Annotated in this window: 23 protein-coding genes; 2 read left to right on the top strand and 21 right to left on the bottom strand. The window is 67.0% G+C overall.

Annotation, left to right across the window (positions count from 1 at the left end; genetic code table 11):
* Positions 1-72: 72 nt before the first annotated feature.
* The 6 genes from EAO78_RS14885 to EAO78_RS14860 all read right to left on the bottom strand — a co-directional run bounded on the left by EAO78_RS14885 (position 73) and on the right by EAO78_RS14860 (position 4,788).
* Positions 73-366 (bottom strand): hypothetical protein, encoded by a 294-nt coding sequence (locus EAO78_RS14885; RefSeq protein WP_203227903.1) that lies wholly within the window; start codon positions 364-366, stop codon positions 73-75.
* A 502-nt stretch (positions 367-868) separates the two neighbouring features.
* A complete protein-coding gene (locus tag EAO78_RS14880) occupies positions 869-1,519 on the bottom strand; it encodes an HVO_2922 family protein (protein WP_122106624.1) in 651 nt (216 codons plus the stop codon).
* A 545-nt stretch (positions 1,520-2,064) separates the two neighbouring features.
* On the bottom strand, positions 2,065-2,697 hold the full coding sequence (locus EAO78_RS14875; RefSeq protein WP_122106623.1) for a protein sorting system archaetidylserine decarboxylase: 633 nt from the start codon (positions 2,695-2,697) through the stop codon (positions 2,065-2,067).
* Positions 2,694-3,755, bottom strand: coding sequence for an AAA family ATPase (locus tag EAO78_RS14870; RefSeq protein WP_122106622.1), 1,062 nt, complete (start codon positions 3,753-3,755; stop codon positions 2,694-2,696). The genes EAO78_RS14875 and EAO78_RS14870 overlap by 4 nt, the downstream gene beginning before the upstream one ends.
* 82 nt (positions 3,756-3,837) lie before the next feature.
* Positions 3,838-4,254: an SHOCT domain-containing protein gene (locus EAO78_RS14865; protein WP_122106621.1), complete on the bottom strand. Its 417-nt coding sequence runs from the start codon at positions 4,252-4,254 to the stop codon at positions 3,838-3,840.
* A gap of 54 nt (positions 4,255-4,308) precedes the next feature.
* Entirely contained in the window at positions 4,309-4,788 is a 480-nt protein-coding gene (locus EAO78_RS14860; protein ID WP_238987717.1) for a DUF192 domain-containing protein, read from the bottom strand.
* Positions 4,789-4,863: 75 nt separating this feature from the next.
* Here EAO78_RS14860 and EAO78_RS14855 point away from each other — a divergent pair, with 75 nt between their 5' ends.
* Positions 4,864-6,123, top strand: a complete 1,260-nt coding sequence (locus EAO78_RS14855) for a tyrosine-type recombinase/integrase (RefSeq protein WP_122106619.1) — start codon at positions 4,864-4,866, stop codon at positions 6,121-6,123.
* Here EAO78_RS14855 and EAO78_RS14850 read toward each other — a convergent pair.
* The 7 genes from EAO78_RS14850 to EAO78_RS14825 all read right to left on the bottom strand — a co-directional run bounded on the left by EAO78_RS14850 (position 6,078) and on the right by EAO78_RS14825 (position 9,062).
* A complete protein-coding gene (locus EAO78_RS14850) occupies positions 6,078-6,290 on the bottom strand; it encodes a hypothetical protein (RefSeq protein WP_122106618.1) in 213 nt (70 codons plus the stop codon). The two genes, EAO78_RS14855 and EAO78_RS14850, sit on opposite strands and share 46 nt — an antisense overlap.
* A gap of 2 nt (positions 6,291-6,292) precedes the next feature.
* Positions 6,293-6,631, bottom strand: coding sequence for a hypothetical protein (locus tag EAO78_RS14845; protein WP_122106617.1), 339 nt, complete (start codon positions 6,629-6,631; stop codon positions 6,293-6,295).
* 88 nt (positions 6,632-6,719) lie between these two features.
* On the bottom strand, positions 6,720-7,076 hold the full coding sequence (locus tag EAO78_RS14840) for a hypothetical protein (protein ID WP_122106616.1): 357 nt from the start codon (positions 7,074-7,076) through the stop codon (positions 6,720-6,722).
* Positions 7,066-7,197 carry a hypothetical protein gene (locus tag EAO78_RS18645; protein ID WP_275263230.1) on the bottom strand — a complete coding sequence of 44 codons (132 nt, stop codon included), beginning with the start codon at positions 7,195-7,197 and terminating at the stop codon, positions 7,066-7,068. Before EAO78_RS18645 ends, EAO78_RS14840 begins: the two co-directional genes overlap by 11 nt.
* Positions 7,194-8,132, bottom strand: a complete 939-nt coding sequence (locus tag EAO78_RS14835; protein WP_122106615.1) for a helix-hairpin-helix domain-containing protein — start codon at positions 8,130-8,132, stop codon at positions 7,194-7,196. The genes EAO78_RS18645 and EAO78_RS14835 overlap by 4 nt, the downstream gene beginning before the upstream one ends.
* Positions 8,125-8,874, bottom strand: coding sequence for a hypothetical protein (locus tag EAO78_RS14830; protein ID WP_122106614.1), 750 nt, complete (start codon positions 8,872-8,874; stop codon positions 8,125-8,127). Before EAO78_RS14830 ends, EAO78_RS14835 begins: the two co-directional genes overlap by 8 nt.
* Entirely contained in the window at positions 8,874-9,062 is a 189-nt protein-coding gene (locus tag EAO78_RS14825) for a hypothetical protein (protein WP_122106613.1), read from the bottom strand. The genes EAO78_RS14830 and EAO78_RS14825 overlap by 1 nt, the downstream gene beginning before the upstream one ends.
* 263 nt (positions 9,063-9,325) lie before the next feature.
* On the opposite strand from EAO78_RS14825, the gene EAO78_RS14820 reads away from it, so the two are divergent.
* Positions 9,326-9,562, top strand: coding sequence for a type IV toxin-antitoxin system AbiEi family antitoxin domain-containing protein (locus EAO78_RS14820; RefSeq protein ID WP_122106612.1), 237 nt, complete (start codon positions 9,326-9,328; stop codon positions 9,560-9,562).
* A gap of 31 nt (positions 9,563-9,593) precedes the next feature.
* On the opposite strand, the gene EAO78_RS14815 is transcribed toward EAO78_RS14820, so the two are convergent.
* The 8 genes from EAO78_RS14815 to EAO78_RS14785 all read right to left on the bottom strand — a co-directional run bounded on the left by EAO78_RS14815 (position 9,594) and on the right by EAO78_RS14785 (position 12,248).
* Positions 9,594-9,830: a hypothetical protein gene (locus EAO78_RS14815; protein WP_122106611.1), complete on the bottom strand. Its 237-nt coding sequence runs from the start codon at positions 9,828-9,830 to the stop codon at positions 9,594-9,596.
* A 77-nt stretch (positions 9,831-9,907) separates the two neighbouring features.
* A complete protein-coding gene (locus EAO78_RS14810; protein WP_122106610.1) occupies positions 9,908-10,147 on the bottom strand; it encodes a hypothetical protein in 240 nt (79 codons plus the stop codon).
* Positions 10,148-10,378: a hypothetical protein gene (locus tag EAO78_RS14805; RefSeq protein ID WP_122106609.1), complete on the bottom strand. Its 231-nt coding sequence runs from the start codon at positions 10,376-10,378 to the stop codon at positions 10,148-10,150.
* Positions 10,368-10,547: a hypothetical protein gene (locus EAO78_RS17755; protein WP_136516521.1), complete on the bottom strand. Its 180-nt coding sequence runs from the start codon at positions 10,545-10,547 to the stop codon at positions 10,368-10,370. The genes EAO78_RS14805 and EAO78_RS17755 overlap by 11 nt, the downstream gene beginning before the upstream one ends.
* Positions 10,537-10,917: a hypothetical protein gene (locus tag EAO78_RS14800; protein WP_122106608.1), complete on the bottom strand. Its 381-nt coding sequence runs from the start codon at positions 10,915-10,917 to the stop codon at positions 10,537-10,539. The genes EAO78_RS17755 and EAO78_RS14800 overlap by 11 nt, the downstream gene beginning before the upstream one ends.
* Positions 10,914-11,315, bottom strand: coding sequence for a hypothetical protein (locus tag EAO78_RS14795; protein ID WP_122106607.1), 402 nt, complete (start codon positions 11,313-11,315; stop codon positions 10,914-10,916). The genes EAO78_RS14800 and EAO78_RS14795 overlap by 4 nt, the downstream gene beginning before the upstream one ends.
* Positions 11,308-11,832 (bottom strand): hypothetical protein, encoded by a 525-nt coding sequence (locus tag EAO78_RS14790; protein ID WP_122106606.1) that lies wholly within the window; start codon positions 11,830-11,832, stop codon positions 11,308-11,310. The genes EAO78_RS14795 and EAO78_RS14790 overlap by 8 nt, the downstream gene beginning before the upstream one ends.
* Entirely contained in the window at positions 11,832-12,248 is a 417-nt protein-coding gene (locus EAO78_RS14785) for a hypothetical protein (protein ID WP_122106605.1), read from the bottom strand. Before EAO78_RS14785 ends, EAO78_RS14790 begins: the two co-directional genes overlap by 1 nt.
* Positions 12,249-12,412 lie beyond the last annotated feature (164 nt).

Genomic DNA, 12,412 nt, shown 5'->3' with positions numbered 1-12,412 from the left:
AGGAGGTGCTCTTCTTCTATCTCGCTGTCTGCTTCGGTAGCTTCCACACCCTTCCCAAGCAGACACTTTCACTCAAACCCGATGTGATCGACTGAGAATCCCGTAGCGAATCACAAGCGCCTGATATGGTGAATCGTTAATCGCAGTCACCCGCGGCGGAGTGAAATCATTCAGTTCAGTCCTGAGACGTTCAGGGTCAGCAAGTGCCGGGACATACGTCTTTAGGTACTTCTCCCGGTCATCAAACCCGTCGTGCTTGAACGACTCCGGGTCAAAGTCGTCGGTTTTCGTCTTCGTGTCATCCTTCACGAAGCGCTTCCGTTCGTAACTATTCCAATCTCTATCGATGAGATCGATGAGTTCCATGGATGACGTTGCCATCACTACCGCTACACTTCAATCTGAGTGATCGTCCGGATTCACGAAATGTTGGTCTCTCCAAACACGACTCCTGATGTGGGATTTGCTCAAGACAGGCGAAGAAACGGGCGATCCGTTTTGCGGTGGCGCGCCTCCGAGTGCCCGGGAGGGCACGAGGAGCCCGCGAGGGACGTCGCGAACGAAGTGAGCGGCGAGGCTGGGGAGGCGTGAGGTGCGGGGTCGTGCGAGGTGGGACTCAAAGGGGCACTCGCGAGGGCGACGCTCGAGGAAGTAAGGACCGCAGGAGTGAACGAAGAGAGCGACGAGGACCGCAGCGAGTCGCGCGAGCCCTCGCGAGTGGGGCTTCAGAGACGGCCACCGCGCCAGCAACGATCCAGTCTCGATCAAACGATCCGTCCTACACGCAAGCGCGTTTTAATGAATAGTTCACTAGTATGTCCCAAACATTAAGTCGTTGATAAGGGCTCTACGACACCCTCTCACCCGCCTACTCGTCGACTTCCTCGACGGCCGCGCCCGGCGCGTTCGACTTCACGCTCCGGAGGCCGCCGACCGCGTTCCGCTTGGAGGCGTACCCCTGGCCGCCGTCGGCGATGATGTTGCCGTTGTCGTGGACGAGCCGCCAGCGCCGTTTCCCGTCCTTGCCCTCGAACAGCTCGAACGTGGCGTTGCTGCCGCCTTCCTCGGGCGGCTCCTCGTCGTTCTTCAGGTCGACGACGTGGCCGCCGGGCGCGTTTCGCTTCACCGACTCGATGCCGTTCTCGGCGTCCCGCCGGTCCGCGTATCCCTGGCTGCCGTCGGCGATCACGTTGCCGTTGTCGTGGACGAGCCGCCAGCGCCACTCGTCCGCGGCGTCGGCGTACACCTCGAAGGTCGCCTTGCTCGCGGCGGCGTCGAGGTCCACGTCGCCCTCCTCCTCCGTCCACTCCATCTCGAGGTCGAGACTGACCGTGTCGCCCTCGCGTTCGATCTCCACCTCCAGTTCCGGCTCGGCTGGCGGGTCGACGGTGACCGTCCCGGCGTCGTCGACGGGAACGGGTTCGCCGCGCCCCAACGCCTTCGCGATCCGTCGGAAGTAGGTTGCGAGCGCCTGTCGACTGCGTGACCGTTCGGACTCGTGGACCGTCTCTTCTGGCATACACGGTCCCGTCTCCGCGTGTACACAAAACGCTATGGCCGCGATCCGACGTGGATGCGGTGGACTCACCGTGTCATAGAACGGTTCGCATACACGCGTTGCTCCTTGAGAATCGCTCAATACAGGTGAAGCAACGATCGAGCGCGGTGGCGTCGCCAGCGTAAAGCGCCGGCCGTCGGAGGCGCGGAGCGCCTCGCTGCTGCGAGGGCGACCGGGGGGAACCCTCGACTGGCGAACGGCGAAGCCGTGAGCCGAGCGGTTGGGGCTTTGAGTCCACCCGAACCGCACTACCGGAAGACGTTCCTGCTCGCTCCGCTGCGCGGGCTGCGACTTCCGTACTCCCGCTCTCTCACGCTCGCGGGACCGCAACCGTACCTCACGCCTCCCCAGCCTCGCCGCTCGCTACGCTCGCGGCGTCCCTCGCGCGACGCTCCTCGCGCCCCTCGGGCGCTCGGAGGCGCGCGCCACCGCGAGACACGTGTCGTGCTATCGCACTGCTCGAGCCGCCGACTCGTCAGTCACGTCCGTTCCCCAATGTTCGTCCCTCACTCCCGTTCCGCGATGATCGTCTCGCCCGCGCGGACCGCGTCGCCCTCGCGCACGAGGAGGTCCTCGCGGTCGACGTCGGCCGGCAACACCACGTCGGCTCGCGAGCCGAACGAGACGTGGCCGACGCGGTCGCCCCGCTCGAGGAGGTCGCCGGCCTCGACCGCGGAATGGATCCGGCGGGCGAACCAGCCGGCGATGACGAGCAGCTCGTACTCGCCGAAGTCGATCGCGACCTGCTCGTTGCGCTCGGACTCCTTGTCGAACGCCGGGCGGTTCGCGCCGGGTCGGTGCCGGACCTCCCGCACTTCCCCGGCGATCGGCGCGCGGTTGACGTGGACGTCGGTCGCGCTCATGTACACTCCGACGCGGATCCGCGTCCCCTCCTCACGCACCACGCTCACGGTGCCGTCGGCGGGCGAGACGACCGCCCGCTCCGGGTCGGGCGGCGTCCGCTCCGGGTCGCGGTGAAACCAGAGAACGCCGAGCGCGAGCGCGACCAGCCCGAGTCCGACCGGCGGGAGGAACGGGAGGGCGACGGCCGCCGCGAGCGCCGGGACGAGCACCAGCCGCCAGGCGTCGTCGACCACGTCGAACGGGAGGACCCGAGCGAGCGGGGGGTTCCGGCTCACGCGTTCGCCTCCGCGGGGTCGGGTTCGTGGAACGCGGCGTGGAGCTCGGTCCGCCCCGCGGCCCACGCCGCGAGCAGATGGGTGAGGTGGAGCCGGTCGTCGAGCCCCTCGGTCAACGCCAGGTCCGCCTCGCCGGCGATCTTGTGGAGCCGGGCGAGGTCGTCGCCGCCGTACGCCGAGCCCGCCCGCGCGACCCGCAGCGTCTCGCGGAGCAGTCCCGGGCCGTCGTAGCCCCCCTCGTCGAGGAGGTCGTCGAGGGTGCTCCGGGCGTCCTTCAGGTCCCCCTCGCGGGCGGCCGCGAGCGCCTCGCGGATCGCGTCGTCGTCACCCACCTCGCCGAGCGTCTCGTAGGCGGTCGTCATGGTGATCTCCTCGCCCTCCACGGCGGTCGTCTGTGCCGCGAGGATCGCGCGTCTGAGGTCGCCGCCGGCCGCGCTGGCGACGAACTCCAGCCCGTCGGCGTCGTACTCGACCTCCTCCCGGTCGCAGACCGTCTCGAGCACGTCGATCGTCTCGTCGGTGGTCGGCGCGCGCAGCCGGATCGGGAAACACCGCGACCGGATCGGCGCGATGAGCTTCGAGGGCTGGCGGGTGGCGACCACGAACTGGGTCGTCCGGTGGTGTTTCTCCATCACCCGGCGCAGCGCCTGCTGGAAGTCCTCGCGGATGGACTCGGCGTTGTCGAGGAGCACCGTCTTGTACTCGCCCGACATCGGCGCGTAGGAGGCCGACTCGGTGAGGACGTGGTTTATCATGTCGCGTTTCGCCATCCGGCTCCTCCCCTGGAGGAAGCCCTCGAAGCGGGGATCGGTCCGGATCTCCTTTTTCGTCCGGCCGAAGAAGTCCGCGACGTTGATCTCGATCAGGTCGCTCTCGGGGTCGGCGTGTGACTCCCGCGCCAGCGCCCGCGTCGCGGCCGTCTTCCCGGCACCCGGCGGCCCCTGGACGACGAGGTTCATCGGCTCGTCGACCGCCCGGCGGAGCCGGTCGCGGGCATCGGTCTGACGGATCTCCGACAGCTCCGGCGCGTGCGTGTCGATCCACAGCGGTCCGTCCATTACCGTCCCCTCCGAGCCGCGCGCTCAAGAAACGGTCGGTCCGGGTGGTCTCCCGGGTTCAGATCCATCAGTTCCGCGATCGTCACTCCCGGACGCGCTCGAGTTCGCGCTCGACGGTCCCGCGGATCCGGGCGGCCACGTCGCGATCGCGGTCGGCGACCTCCGCGTCCTCGGTCTCGAGCAGGCGGTCGAGCTTCCGCTCGAACTCGCGTTCGTCGATCTCGCCGCGGGCGTAGCGCTCGCGCAACGCGTCGAGCGCGGGGTCGCCCTCGTGGCCGCGGTCGTTTCCGCTCCCGTCGTCGGGATCGGGAAGCGGCTTCGCGAGCGTGTGAAGCACGGGGAGGACGACGAACAGCCCGAGGAACCAGACGAGCGGGAGGCTCCACCAGAGGTTCGTGACGATCGGAGCGAGGACGCCGCCGCCGACGACACAGAGCGCGAACACCCGCCGCCAGCGGTACCGGAGGTTCCAGGCGGCGCGTCGGAGGGGACCGGTCATACGCGGTCGCACGCGAGGGAGGCGTGAAAGGGTTTCGTCGGGGAAGTCGGCGATTCAACGAAGGTCGAACTCGAGCGTGTCCCCGGGTTCGACGCCGTTGTCGGCGCTCCACCCTCTCGGCACTTCGAGGACGTACTGCCCCGTGCCCTCGTAGGTCGTGAGCGGGCGCGACTCGGGTTCCGCCTCCCGGATCGACGTTATCTCCCCGTCGGCATCGGCGAACACGATGTCGATGGCGAAGGCCATGTCGCGCATCACGTAGTCGTGCTCGCCGGATTCGGGATGGACGAACAACATCCCCTCGTCGGCGGCGAGTTCATCGGTCGTCGAGAGCCCGACGTAGCGTTTCATCGGGCCGTCCGCGATCCGGACCTCGGCGATCGCGAGCGTCTCGCCCGTCTCGGCGTCGGTCGCCTCCACCGTCGTCGTCTCGTAGCTCGAGATCAGGATCGACGGGGCGGTGCCGATCACGAGCGCGGCGAGGACGAAGACGACGATGAGAACGGTGAGCGGCGCGCGGAATCGGGGGTTCACGGCCGGGGTTCGCGGCCGAGACAGAAACCGTTTTCCCACGTATGAGTTTTTGTAAGAGGCCTCCATCCGGCCTGTATGACCCTGGATGACCCGGCTGGGTTTCAGGAGCGCTTCCGTCGCGAACTCGACCGCCTCGAGGAAGCCAGTGACGTCGCGGACGTAGACAGGCAGGCCATCCGCGGGTTCATCCGCGCTCGCGATGGCGGCCTCGCGATCTCCACGCTCGAGCAGTACTGTAAGCAGCTGCGGCTCGTCGCCGGCCTCTCCGAGAAGCCGATCTCCGAGATGGACATCGAGGATGCTCGCGACCTGCTGTTCCGCATCCGCCACGAGTCGGGGAACGCGAGCTCGACCCGTCGGAACAAGCAGCGCGTCTGCCGGATCTTCTGGGCGCACCACTGCGGTGAGTGGGCCGAGAACCTCGAGATCATGTCCGTCCAGAAGACGTCCATCAACCCGGACGACATGCTCTCGAGTGACGACATCGCGACGCTCGTCGACGCGGCGAGAAACCAACGCGACATCGCCCTGATCGAGTTCCTCGCGGACACCGGCGCACGACGCACCCTCACCGTCTCGCTCCGGGTCAAGGACGTCGACCTCGAGAGCGAGGCGGCGACCTATCGCCCCAACCCCGACGCGCTCGGGCTCAAGGGTGCGGACATCAAGGACTACCCGCTCGTCGACAGCGCGGCCGCACTCCGCGCCTACAAGCGATTCACTCATCCGTGTCCCAATGACCCGGAGGTGCCCTTTTTCCACAAGCTCGAGAACTACGGCGAGGGGGAGACGCGGTACATCGCTCCCGACCACCTCCACAACCATCTCCAGCGTATCTCGCGACGGACCGACCTCGAGAAGCCGTGTAACCCCCACAACTTCCGCCACTCCGCGGTCACCCGGATGGTCCGCGAGGGCTACACTCGCGAGGAGATCGAGCACCGCGTCCACTGGAAGCTCAACACCGACATGTGGGAGACGTACGTCCACATCGACGCCGAGCAGTTCAACGCGGACATCTTCCAGAAGGCCGGCGTCCTCGACGAGGAAGACGTCGACGAGCAGACACGGGATCGTCGGCCCTGTGGTATCTGCCGGGAGACGCTCGCCCCGCACCACGAGTACTGTCCCGTGTGCGGCAGCCCCGCGACTCGCGAAACGCGGGAGCTCCAGCGCTCCGCGACCCAGTCGATCGGGAAGAGCCTCGCCCAGCTCGACGACGCCGACCGCCGGGCGTTCATCTCCGAGATGCTCTCTCAGATCCAGACCGACGCGTCCCAGCTGGGTCGTCATGAATCACCCTCCTCGTCGTCTTCGTCGTCGCGCTCTTCCTGATCGGGGATCGACTCGAGGAACTGCTCGGCCACCCACGCGTGCGGCAGATCGCTGTTCGCCTCGCGCTCGAGCTCCTCTCGGTGACGCTCGGCCCAGCTCTGCGTTCCGTCCGCTGGCTCGCCGCCGTCGTCATTGTCGTCGATGTCCGAGGTCTGTATCGTGCTCATCGCTATATCAACTCCAGATTCCGCGGGTCGATCTCGGCGCAGTACTCAGTCTCGCACTGCTCGTCGACGGCCGCCGCGACCGCGACGCCGTGGATGCTGGTGATGTGCGCCGGCGAGAGGCCGTACACGGTCACGAGCATGCGCCCGCGCCGGAACACGACCGTGTCGGTCCACTCGTCGAAGACGGCTTCGTCGTGCGGCGGGACGGGCGCGCGCTGCGGGATGTCGACCGTCACACCGCGCTCGTAGGCGACGGCCGCCGAGACCAGCTCGCCACTCGTCCGGTCGACCATCCGACCGGCGCAGTGCGACGTGATCGCCTCGACCGGGTCGATGCTCACAGCGCCCCTCCGGACTCGAGCAGCATCCACGCGAGCGTGACGAGCCCGCCGACGAGCACCCACCGCGTCGCGAACGACACGGAGGATCTCACGGTCGCTCTTCCGCGGGTTCGACCCGCTCGAACACCCACTTGGTCCGGTTGTTGGTCGACCCCCATGTCGACACCACAACGTCCTCGAGGATGTCTTCGGATGTGTCTCCCGTTTGATGCGCGCCGAGCGTCTTGCCGATCTCCGTGGAGCTCGCGTCGGCGTCGACCGTAAACGCGATCGTCCGGGCCGTGGCGATCGTCCGCTCGTCGAGGCGCTCGGCGAGGTACTCCTCGAGCGCACGGAACGCGGCGTCCGTGCCGCCGTAGTGTGGGTCGCGACGCTCGCCTGCGTAGTTGACGTGGCGGGCTCCGAGCAGCTCCTCGGGGCTCTTCTCGCCGTCGCTACTCGACATCGTCCACCTCCTCGAGGACGTACGTCTCGTCGTCAGCGTGCGCGAGAATCGCATCGGTCTTCGCGAGCAGCTCGGCCGTCTCCCGCTCGACGCGGTCGACGACGCGGTACTGCGTGCTCATGCTTCCCCTCGCTTCTGGTACTTCCGCCAGGTGTCGTCGCCCTCGGGCCGGTCGTCGGACTGCTCCGCCTGCCCGACCAGCTGTGCGTACGCCGACGTCGACACACGTCCGACGACACCGACCGACTCGACAGACCAACCGGCCGCGTCGGGTTGGTGGCTCTCCACGCCGGGCGGATCGTCGATCCGGACGCCGTCGGCACCGACGACGAGGTCAAACTCGCGGGCACCTGGTCGCCGTGACGCTGACTCCGACAAACGGACACGACGCGTCCGCCAGGTGTCGCCGGCCGGCGTGTCCCACGCGGTCGGCTCCTCGGTCGCGACGACAACCCACGGCGTGGCCCATCCAGGGCGCGCCGCGAGCGTGATGCGGAGTTTCTCGCCGAGCGTCGCCTCGAGGACAGCCTCGCGTGAGCCCACGAGCGTTCGCGACTCGTCGACCTTCGTGCCCTGTCGAGAACCGGTGGTGTGGATCTCTGGGTCCTGGCACACACGGCATTCGGTGACGTCGCGATCGTCGACCCACGACCGATCGTGCTCAACGAGATGCTCGCCCTTGCCGATGACGACGGAACACGCGGTCGTGTGATAGACGTCGTTCGTCCCCGAGGCACCGCTTGTGGCCAGGACCGAGCTCCCGAACCGGACTGACAGCGGGATCGCGACGTCCACCACACTCTCGGTCGCCTCGAAGTCGACGTCGCGCGGCTCGGGCGTCGGCGTCGCGCCGCCGTCGACGGCTTCGAGGATCTCCACCGCCCGCTGGCCGCCGACGTAGGGCACCGCCTCGAGGTCGCTGACATCGGCGATCAGCAGGTCGGCCACCGTCTCGAACCCGTTATCGTCGAGCCGGTCGGCGATCGCCGTCGAGATCGCGTTCCGATCGGCGAGGTCGTGGACGTTGTCGGTCGCGCGGAGCTCCTCGTTAGACATCGGCCTCGCCCTCCGTCTCCTCGGGAACGTCCGCGAACGTGCCCTGGTACTCTTCGGGCAGGCTCGCGAACGGCAGGATCTCCGAGTTGATGAACTCCGCGTACGCCTTCGGCGCGTCCGGCCCGTCGAAGACGGCGACGTAGCCGCTCGCCGCGACCACGCCGCGGACGTACCGGTCGCCCCAGTGATACCGGAATCCGAGCATCGACGTGTCGGCCGCGTTCCGGACGTCGCCCAGCTGGGCGGCGTCGTGATAGTCGATCGTCGCCTCCTCGCTGTCGCCGTCCTGGTCGAACTCGCGCGACTGCGTCACGTTCCAGGCGTCGGCCGTCGGGTAGTCGGCGACGTACGCGCCGAACGCGTCGACGTCGATCCGGCTCCGGAGTATCTCGACGCCTTTCGCGCCGCCGAGCGCCTCGAACAGCCAGTCGCCATCCGAGGAGTCGACACCGAGCCACCCAGTATCGTCGTCAGTCGAGAGATCGCCGATCCACTCGGTGACGACCGTCTCGGTGATCAGCTCGGACTCGACGTCCTCCGTGTGGATGCCCGAGTCGGTCACGTACACCGCGGGGCGCTCGCGGTCGAGCTCCGCGGCGGCCGTGCCCGCGTAGATCGCGCCGCCGTCGAGCCCCTCGTACGCGGTCGCGTCGATCGCGGGGTACGTACTCGGTTCGAGACGCGACTCGATGTGCGGGTCCGCGACGTCGCCGTGGACGAGCGCGAGGATGGTCGCGCGCATCAGCCCGACACCTCCTGCTCGCTCACCTGGTCGATGTCGAGCACCGTGTGCGTCGACGTGATCCACGCGCCAGGGCTCGCGCTCGAGTTGATGACGTACTCGCCGCCGTAGCTATAGCCGATCGTCCGCTCTGTACTACCGTCGTCGTTGGGGCTATTACTAAGGCCCCGTTCGTCTGATTGATCCATGGGTCTTCCGTTAATCCCCTCGTGAGAGGGGCTCCAGGGGACCCGGCCGTCGGCGTCTCAGCGCCGGCGGGTTTTCCACCCGCGTAGGCCAGGTCAACTTAGGCTACTCACGCGGCCTACAAATAAGTTTCTGTGAATTCCACATACTACACAGCGAGATTGACCGGAGATTAAAGTAGTTACACATAGAACGCTTATACACCGATATTACTATGAGTTCCACAGCACGAGCCAGTACCGTGGTACGAAAGCGCGCCGATTGGATGCGGCCAATCGACGAGCGCATCCTCGAAACGATGCGCGACGAAGGGAACATGACACCGCAGGCGCTCGATGAATTCGATGTCGCCGCGGCCAACTACGCGCGCGACCGTCTCTCGGAGATGGCGAGGTACGGGCTCGTCGAGCGTCTTTCTCGCGGTCTTTACCGCCTTCGTCCCGAGGGCGAGGCCTTCCTCGACGAGGATCTCGACGCGGCCGAGCTCGACGCCACCGAGTAGCGTCACTCGAGGATCACCTGATCCCACGGGATCAACACTTCGTGTTTCTTATCGAGTATCTGGTAGTGCTCGGGTCGACGTCGTGGCCAGCCTCGGCCGCGCGTCGGCAGTTCGAGCACCACGCGTGATTATTCGTGCGGTCCCACACCGTATGGCCGAGTGGACAGGTGTAGCGCCAGCGGTCGGCCTCGCGAGAGCGGTCGATCTCGACGGTGTGGTCGTCGTCCACGACCGGGAGGTCCGACGGCGGCCTCGTGCGTGTCGCCATGCGAACCAACCCGATGCGCGAATCTGTAATAAAGGAGATTCTTGTCCGAACTGAAAGTGAAAGCGAACCGAGGGACGTCAGACGCCGGCGTAGTGGTCCATCCACCACGCGGACTTGACATCCCGCTGCGAGCACCCGCGCGAATGTGGTAGCTCGTCGACCGCAGTCTCGTGCCCGTCCGGGCCGTCGATCGGGACGGACGCCCCGCACTCGTCACACTCGAGCCGGGCGGGCTCACCCACTTGGTGGCCGTCGTGATCGCCTGGCTTCGAGACTTCGATCCGGAAGTGCGTCTCCGGAGCGGCGAACGACCGCATCTACGGCCCCTCCAGCGTGTCGACCAGCGACACGGCGGTCACCGGCTCGCCGTCGACGCGGAGCTCGCGCAGCTGCTCCGTGCCGACGTGGCGCATCCCGTCGTCGCCCGGGTGCTGCTCGCGCTCGACGAGGAGCGCGTTCCAGGGTGCGTGCGGGGCGCGCTGGAAGTCGAGCTCGCGACGGACACCGTCGACGCCGACGTACTCGAGCGTCGGGAGGTCACTCGGCATCGTCGCCCTCCTGGTCGCCGCCGGTCGCGTACTGCTCCTTGAGGAGCGCCGCGACCTCGCCGGCGACGTCCTCGTTGTCCGAGCCGATCGGCGTGATCGTCACCGACACCGCGGGCAGCCCCTCGTCGTCACGGACCATGACGTCCTGTCCGTCGCGACTACCGAACATCGTCGAGCACCTCCGTGCGGCCGTCGGCGGTCGCGATTCGCGGGCTCGCCGCGAGGTGCTGACCGAGCTGCGGGTCGATCGCCGACCGGTCGACCCAGCCCGGGATCGGAACGGCGCCGCGGGCGTAGTCGACACGCCGCTGGTGCTTACAGCGGACGCCACGGTGGAGCGCGTCCGGGCAGTCGCACGTCTCGGCGATCGCGTCGACGGTGTACGTCCCGGTCGGCGTCACGACCACGAACTCCTCGTCGCGAAGGTCGTGGTCGAGTCGGTTGTCGAGCACCGTCATCGACTCGGTGAGCGCCTTCGCCGCGCGCTCGTCGAATGTTCCCGGCCCGGTGGTCGCGTCGACGCTGTCGGCTGTACTCATAGGCCATCGACCTCGTCACCGCTCCACGCCTGCTCGACGCCGACCACCGCCAGCCGGCCTTGGGGGAAATCGTAGTCGTTCAGCTTGTGTATCTCGTCGAGGCTGTCGAGCGACAGGTCGTTGACGTAGTAGCACTCGTACGCGGCGTCGTCGACCGACACCGGTAGCCACGGATGGGGGCCGTACGTCGCGAGGTCGAACCCCTCCTGCTCGTAGTACTCGGCGAGCGTGTCGGCGACCTTCGACCGGACGAAGAGTAGCTGGCGAGTTACCAGGTCGATCGCGAGGCTGCCCGGGACGGGTTCGGTGCGGACGCCCTCGAGGGCGTCGGCGACGCGCTCTTCGTACGAGAGCTCGGCGTCGTCGAAGTCGGCGTCGATCGCGCCCTGCTCAGACATCGGCGGGCACCTCGGTGTCCGTGGCCGCCGCCGCATCGTCGCCGTCGACCAGCTGGTCGAGTATCTTGTCGCGCGCGCCGACATCGTACGTCTCGTCGACGTTGAGTGCCGCGTAGAGCGGCCGATCACTGTCAGCACGATCGTGGAGCTGGAGGAGGATGTTTATCCCGAGCTTAGCTCGAGAGCTCTCTCCGTTCTTCTTTTCTTTTGCCGCCAGCAGCGCGACCTTCTGCCAGTCATCAAGTGAGCCCGAGACGGTAATGTCCCACTCCCCTCTGTTGGCCAGCGTCCCACCGAGCTCAGTACAGACAACACAGGCGACATCCGATAGAGGGATCACCACCCCATTCGAGTGTGTCGTCGCGATGTCGCTGTTGTAGAGGCGGTCAGCGTCGAGGTCGATGTCGGCGGTCACCTCGCGGAGCTCTGACTGCTCGATTGTCATACCCTCGGTCTCGGTCGTGGTCACGACACGCATCGGGCCGCTCGCCGTTAGCCTGAGCTCGTACTCGGACATCACGCCGTCACCTCCTCGCCGCCATCCAGACTCGCCCGGCCGGCCGCCCCGACGACGTGCGTTCGGCGGACGTCGTGTTCACGACCCAGGTCCATGTCGACGATCGCGTCGTTGACCTCGAGCCGCTGGCGCACCTGGTCGTCCTCGTCGTAGTACGGCGTCCGGTCGAGTTGGTGCGTGAGCACGACCTCGCGAGCGCCCGGCCAGTGCCCCTCGAGGCGGACCATCGGGACGCGGACCTCCTCGTCGATGCGGTTGTCGCCCTTGACCCGCGTGCCGAGCTCGACGACGGTCAGCGGCCGGCGGCGCTCGTCGATGCGCACGCGGTCGCCGACGTCGAGGTCGGCGAGGTCGTCGATGGGCTGCGGTTCGTCTAGTTCGATCGCTTCAAGTTCGTGTAGGTTGATGTCGTTCATGCTCCTGTTAGTGAGGAGCGCGGTCGGGCGTGGTCCAAACACGCCCCGACCAGATCGTTTCTGACCGGAGTCCCGCGCTTCCTATCTACCCATACAACACCCTCTGATGTAAAGGTTACGGAGTAATTGTCTTTGTATATTCTTGGGTAAGATACTTGGTACTG

Origin of the sequence: Halobellus captivus (assembly GCF_003697845.1) — an archaeon.
Taxonomy (GTDB): domain Archaea; phylum Halobacteriota; class Halobacteria; order Halobacteriales; family Haloferacaceae; genus Halorubrum; species Halorubrum glutamatedens.
This window is presented reverse-complemented; position numbering and strand designations above follow the sequence as displayed.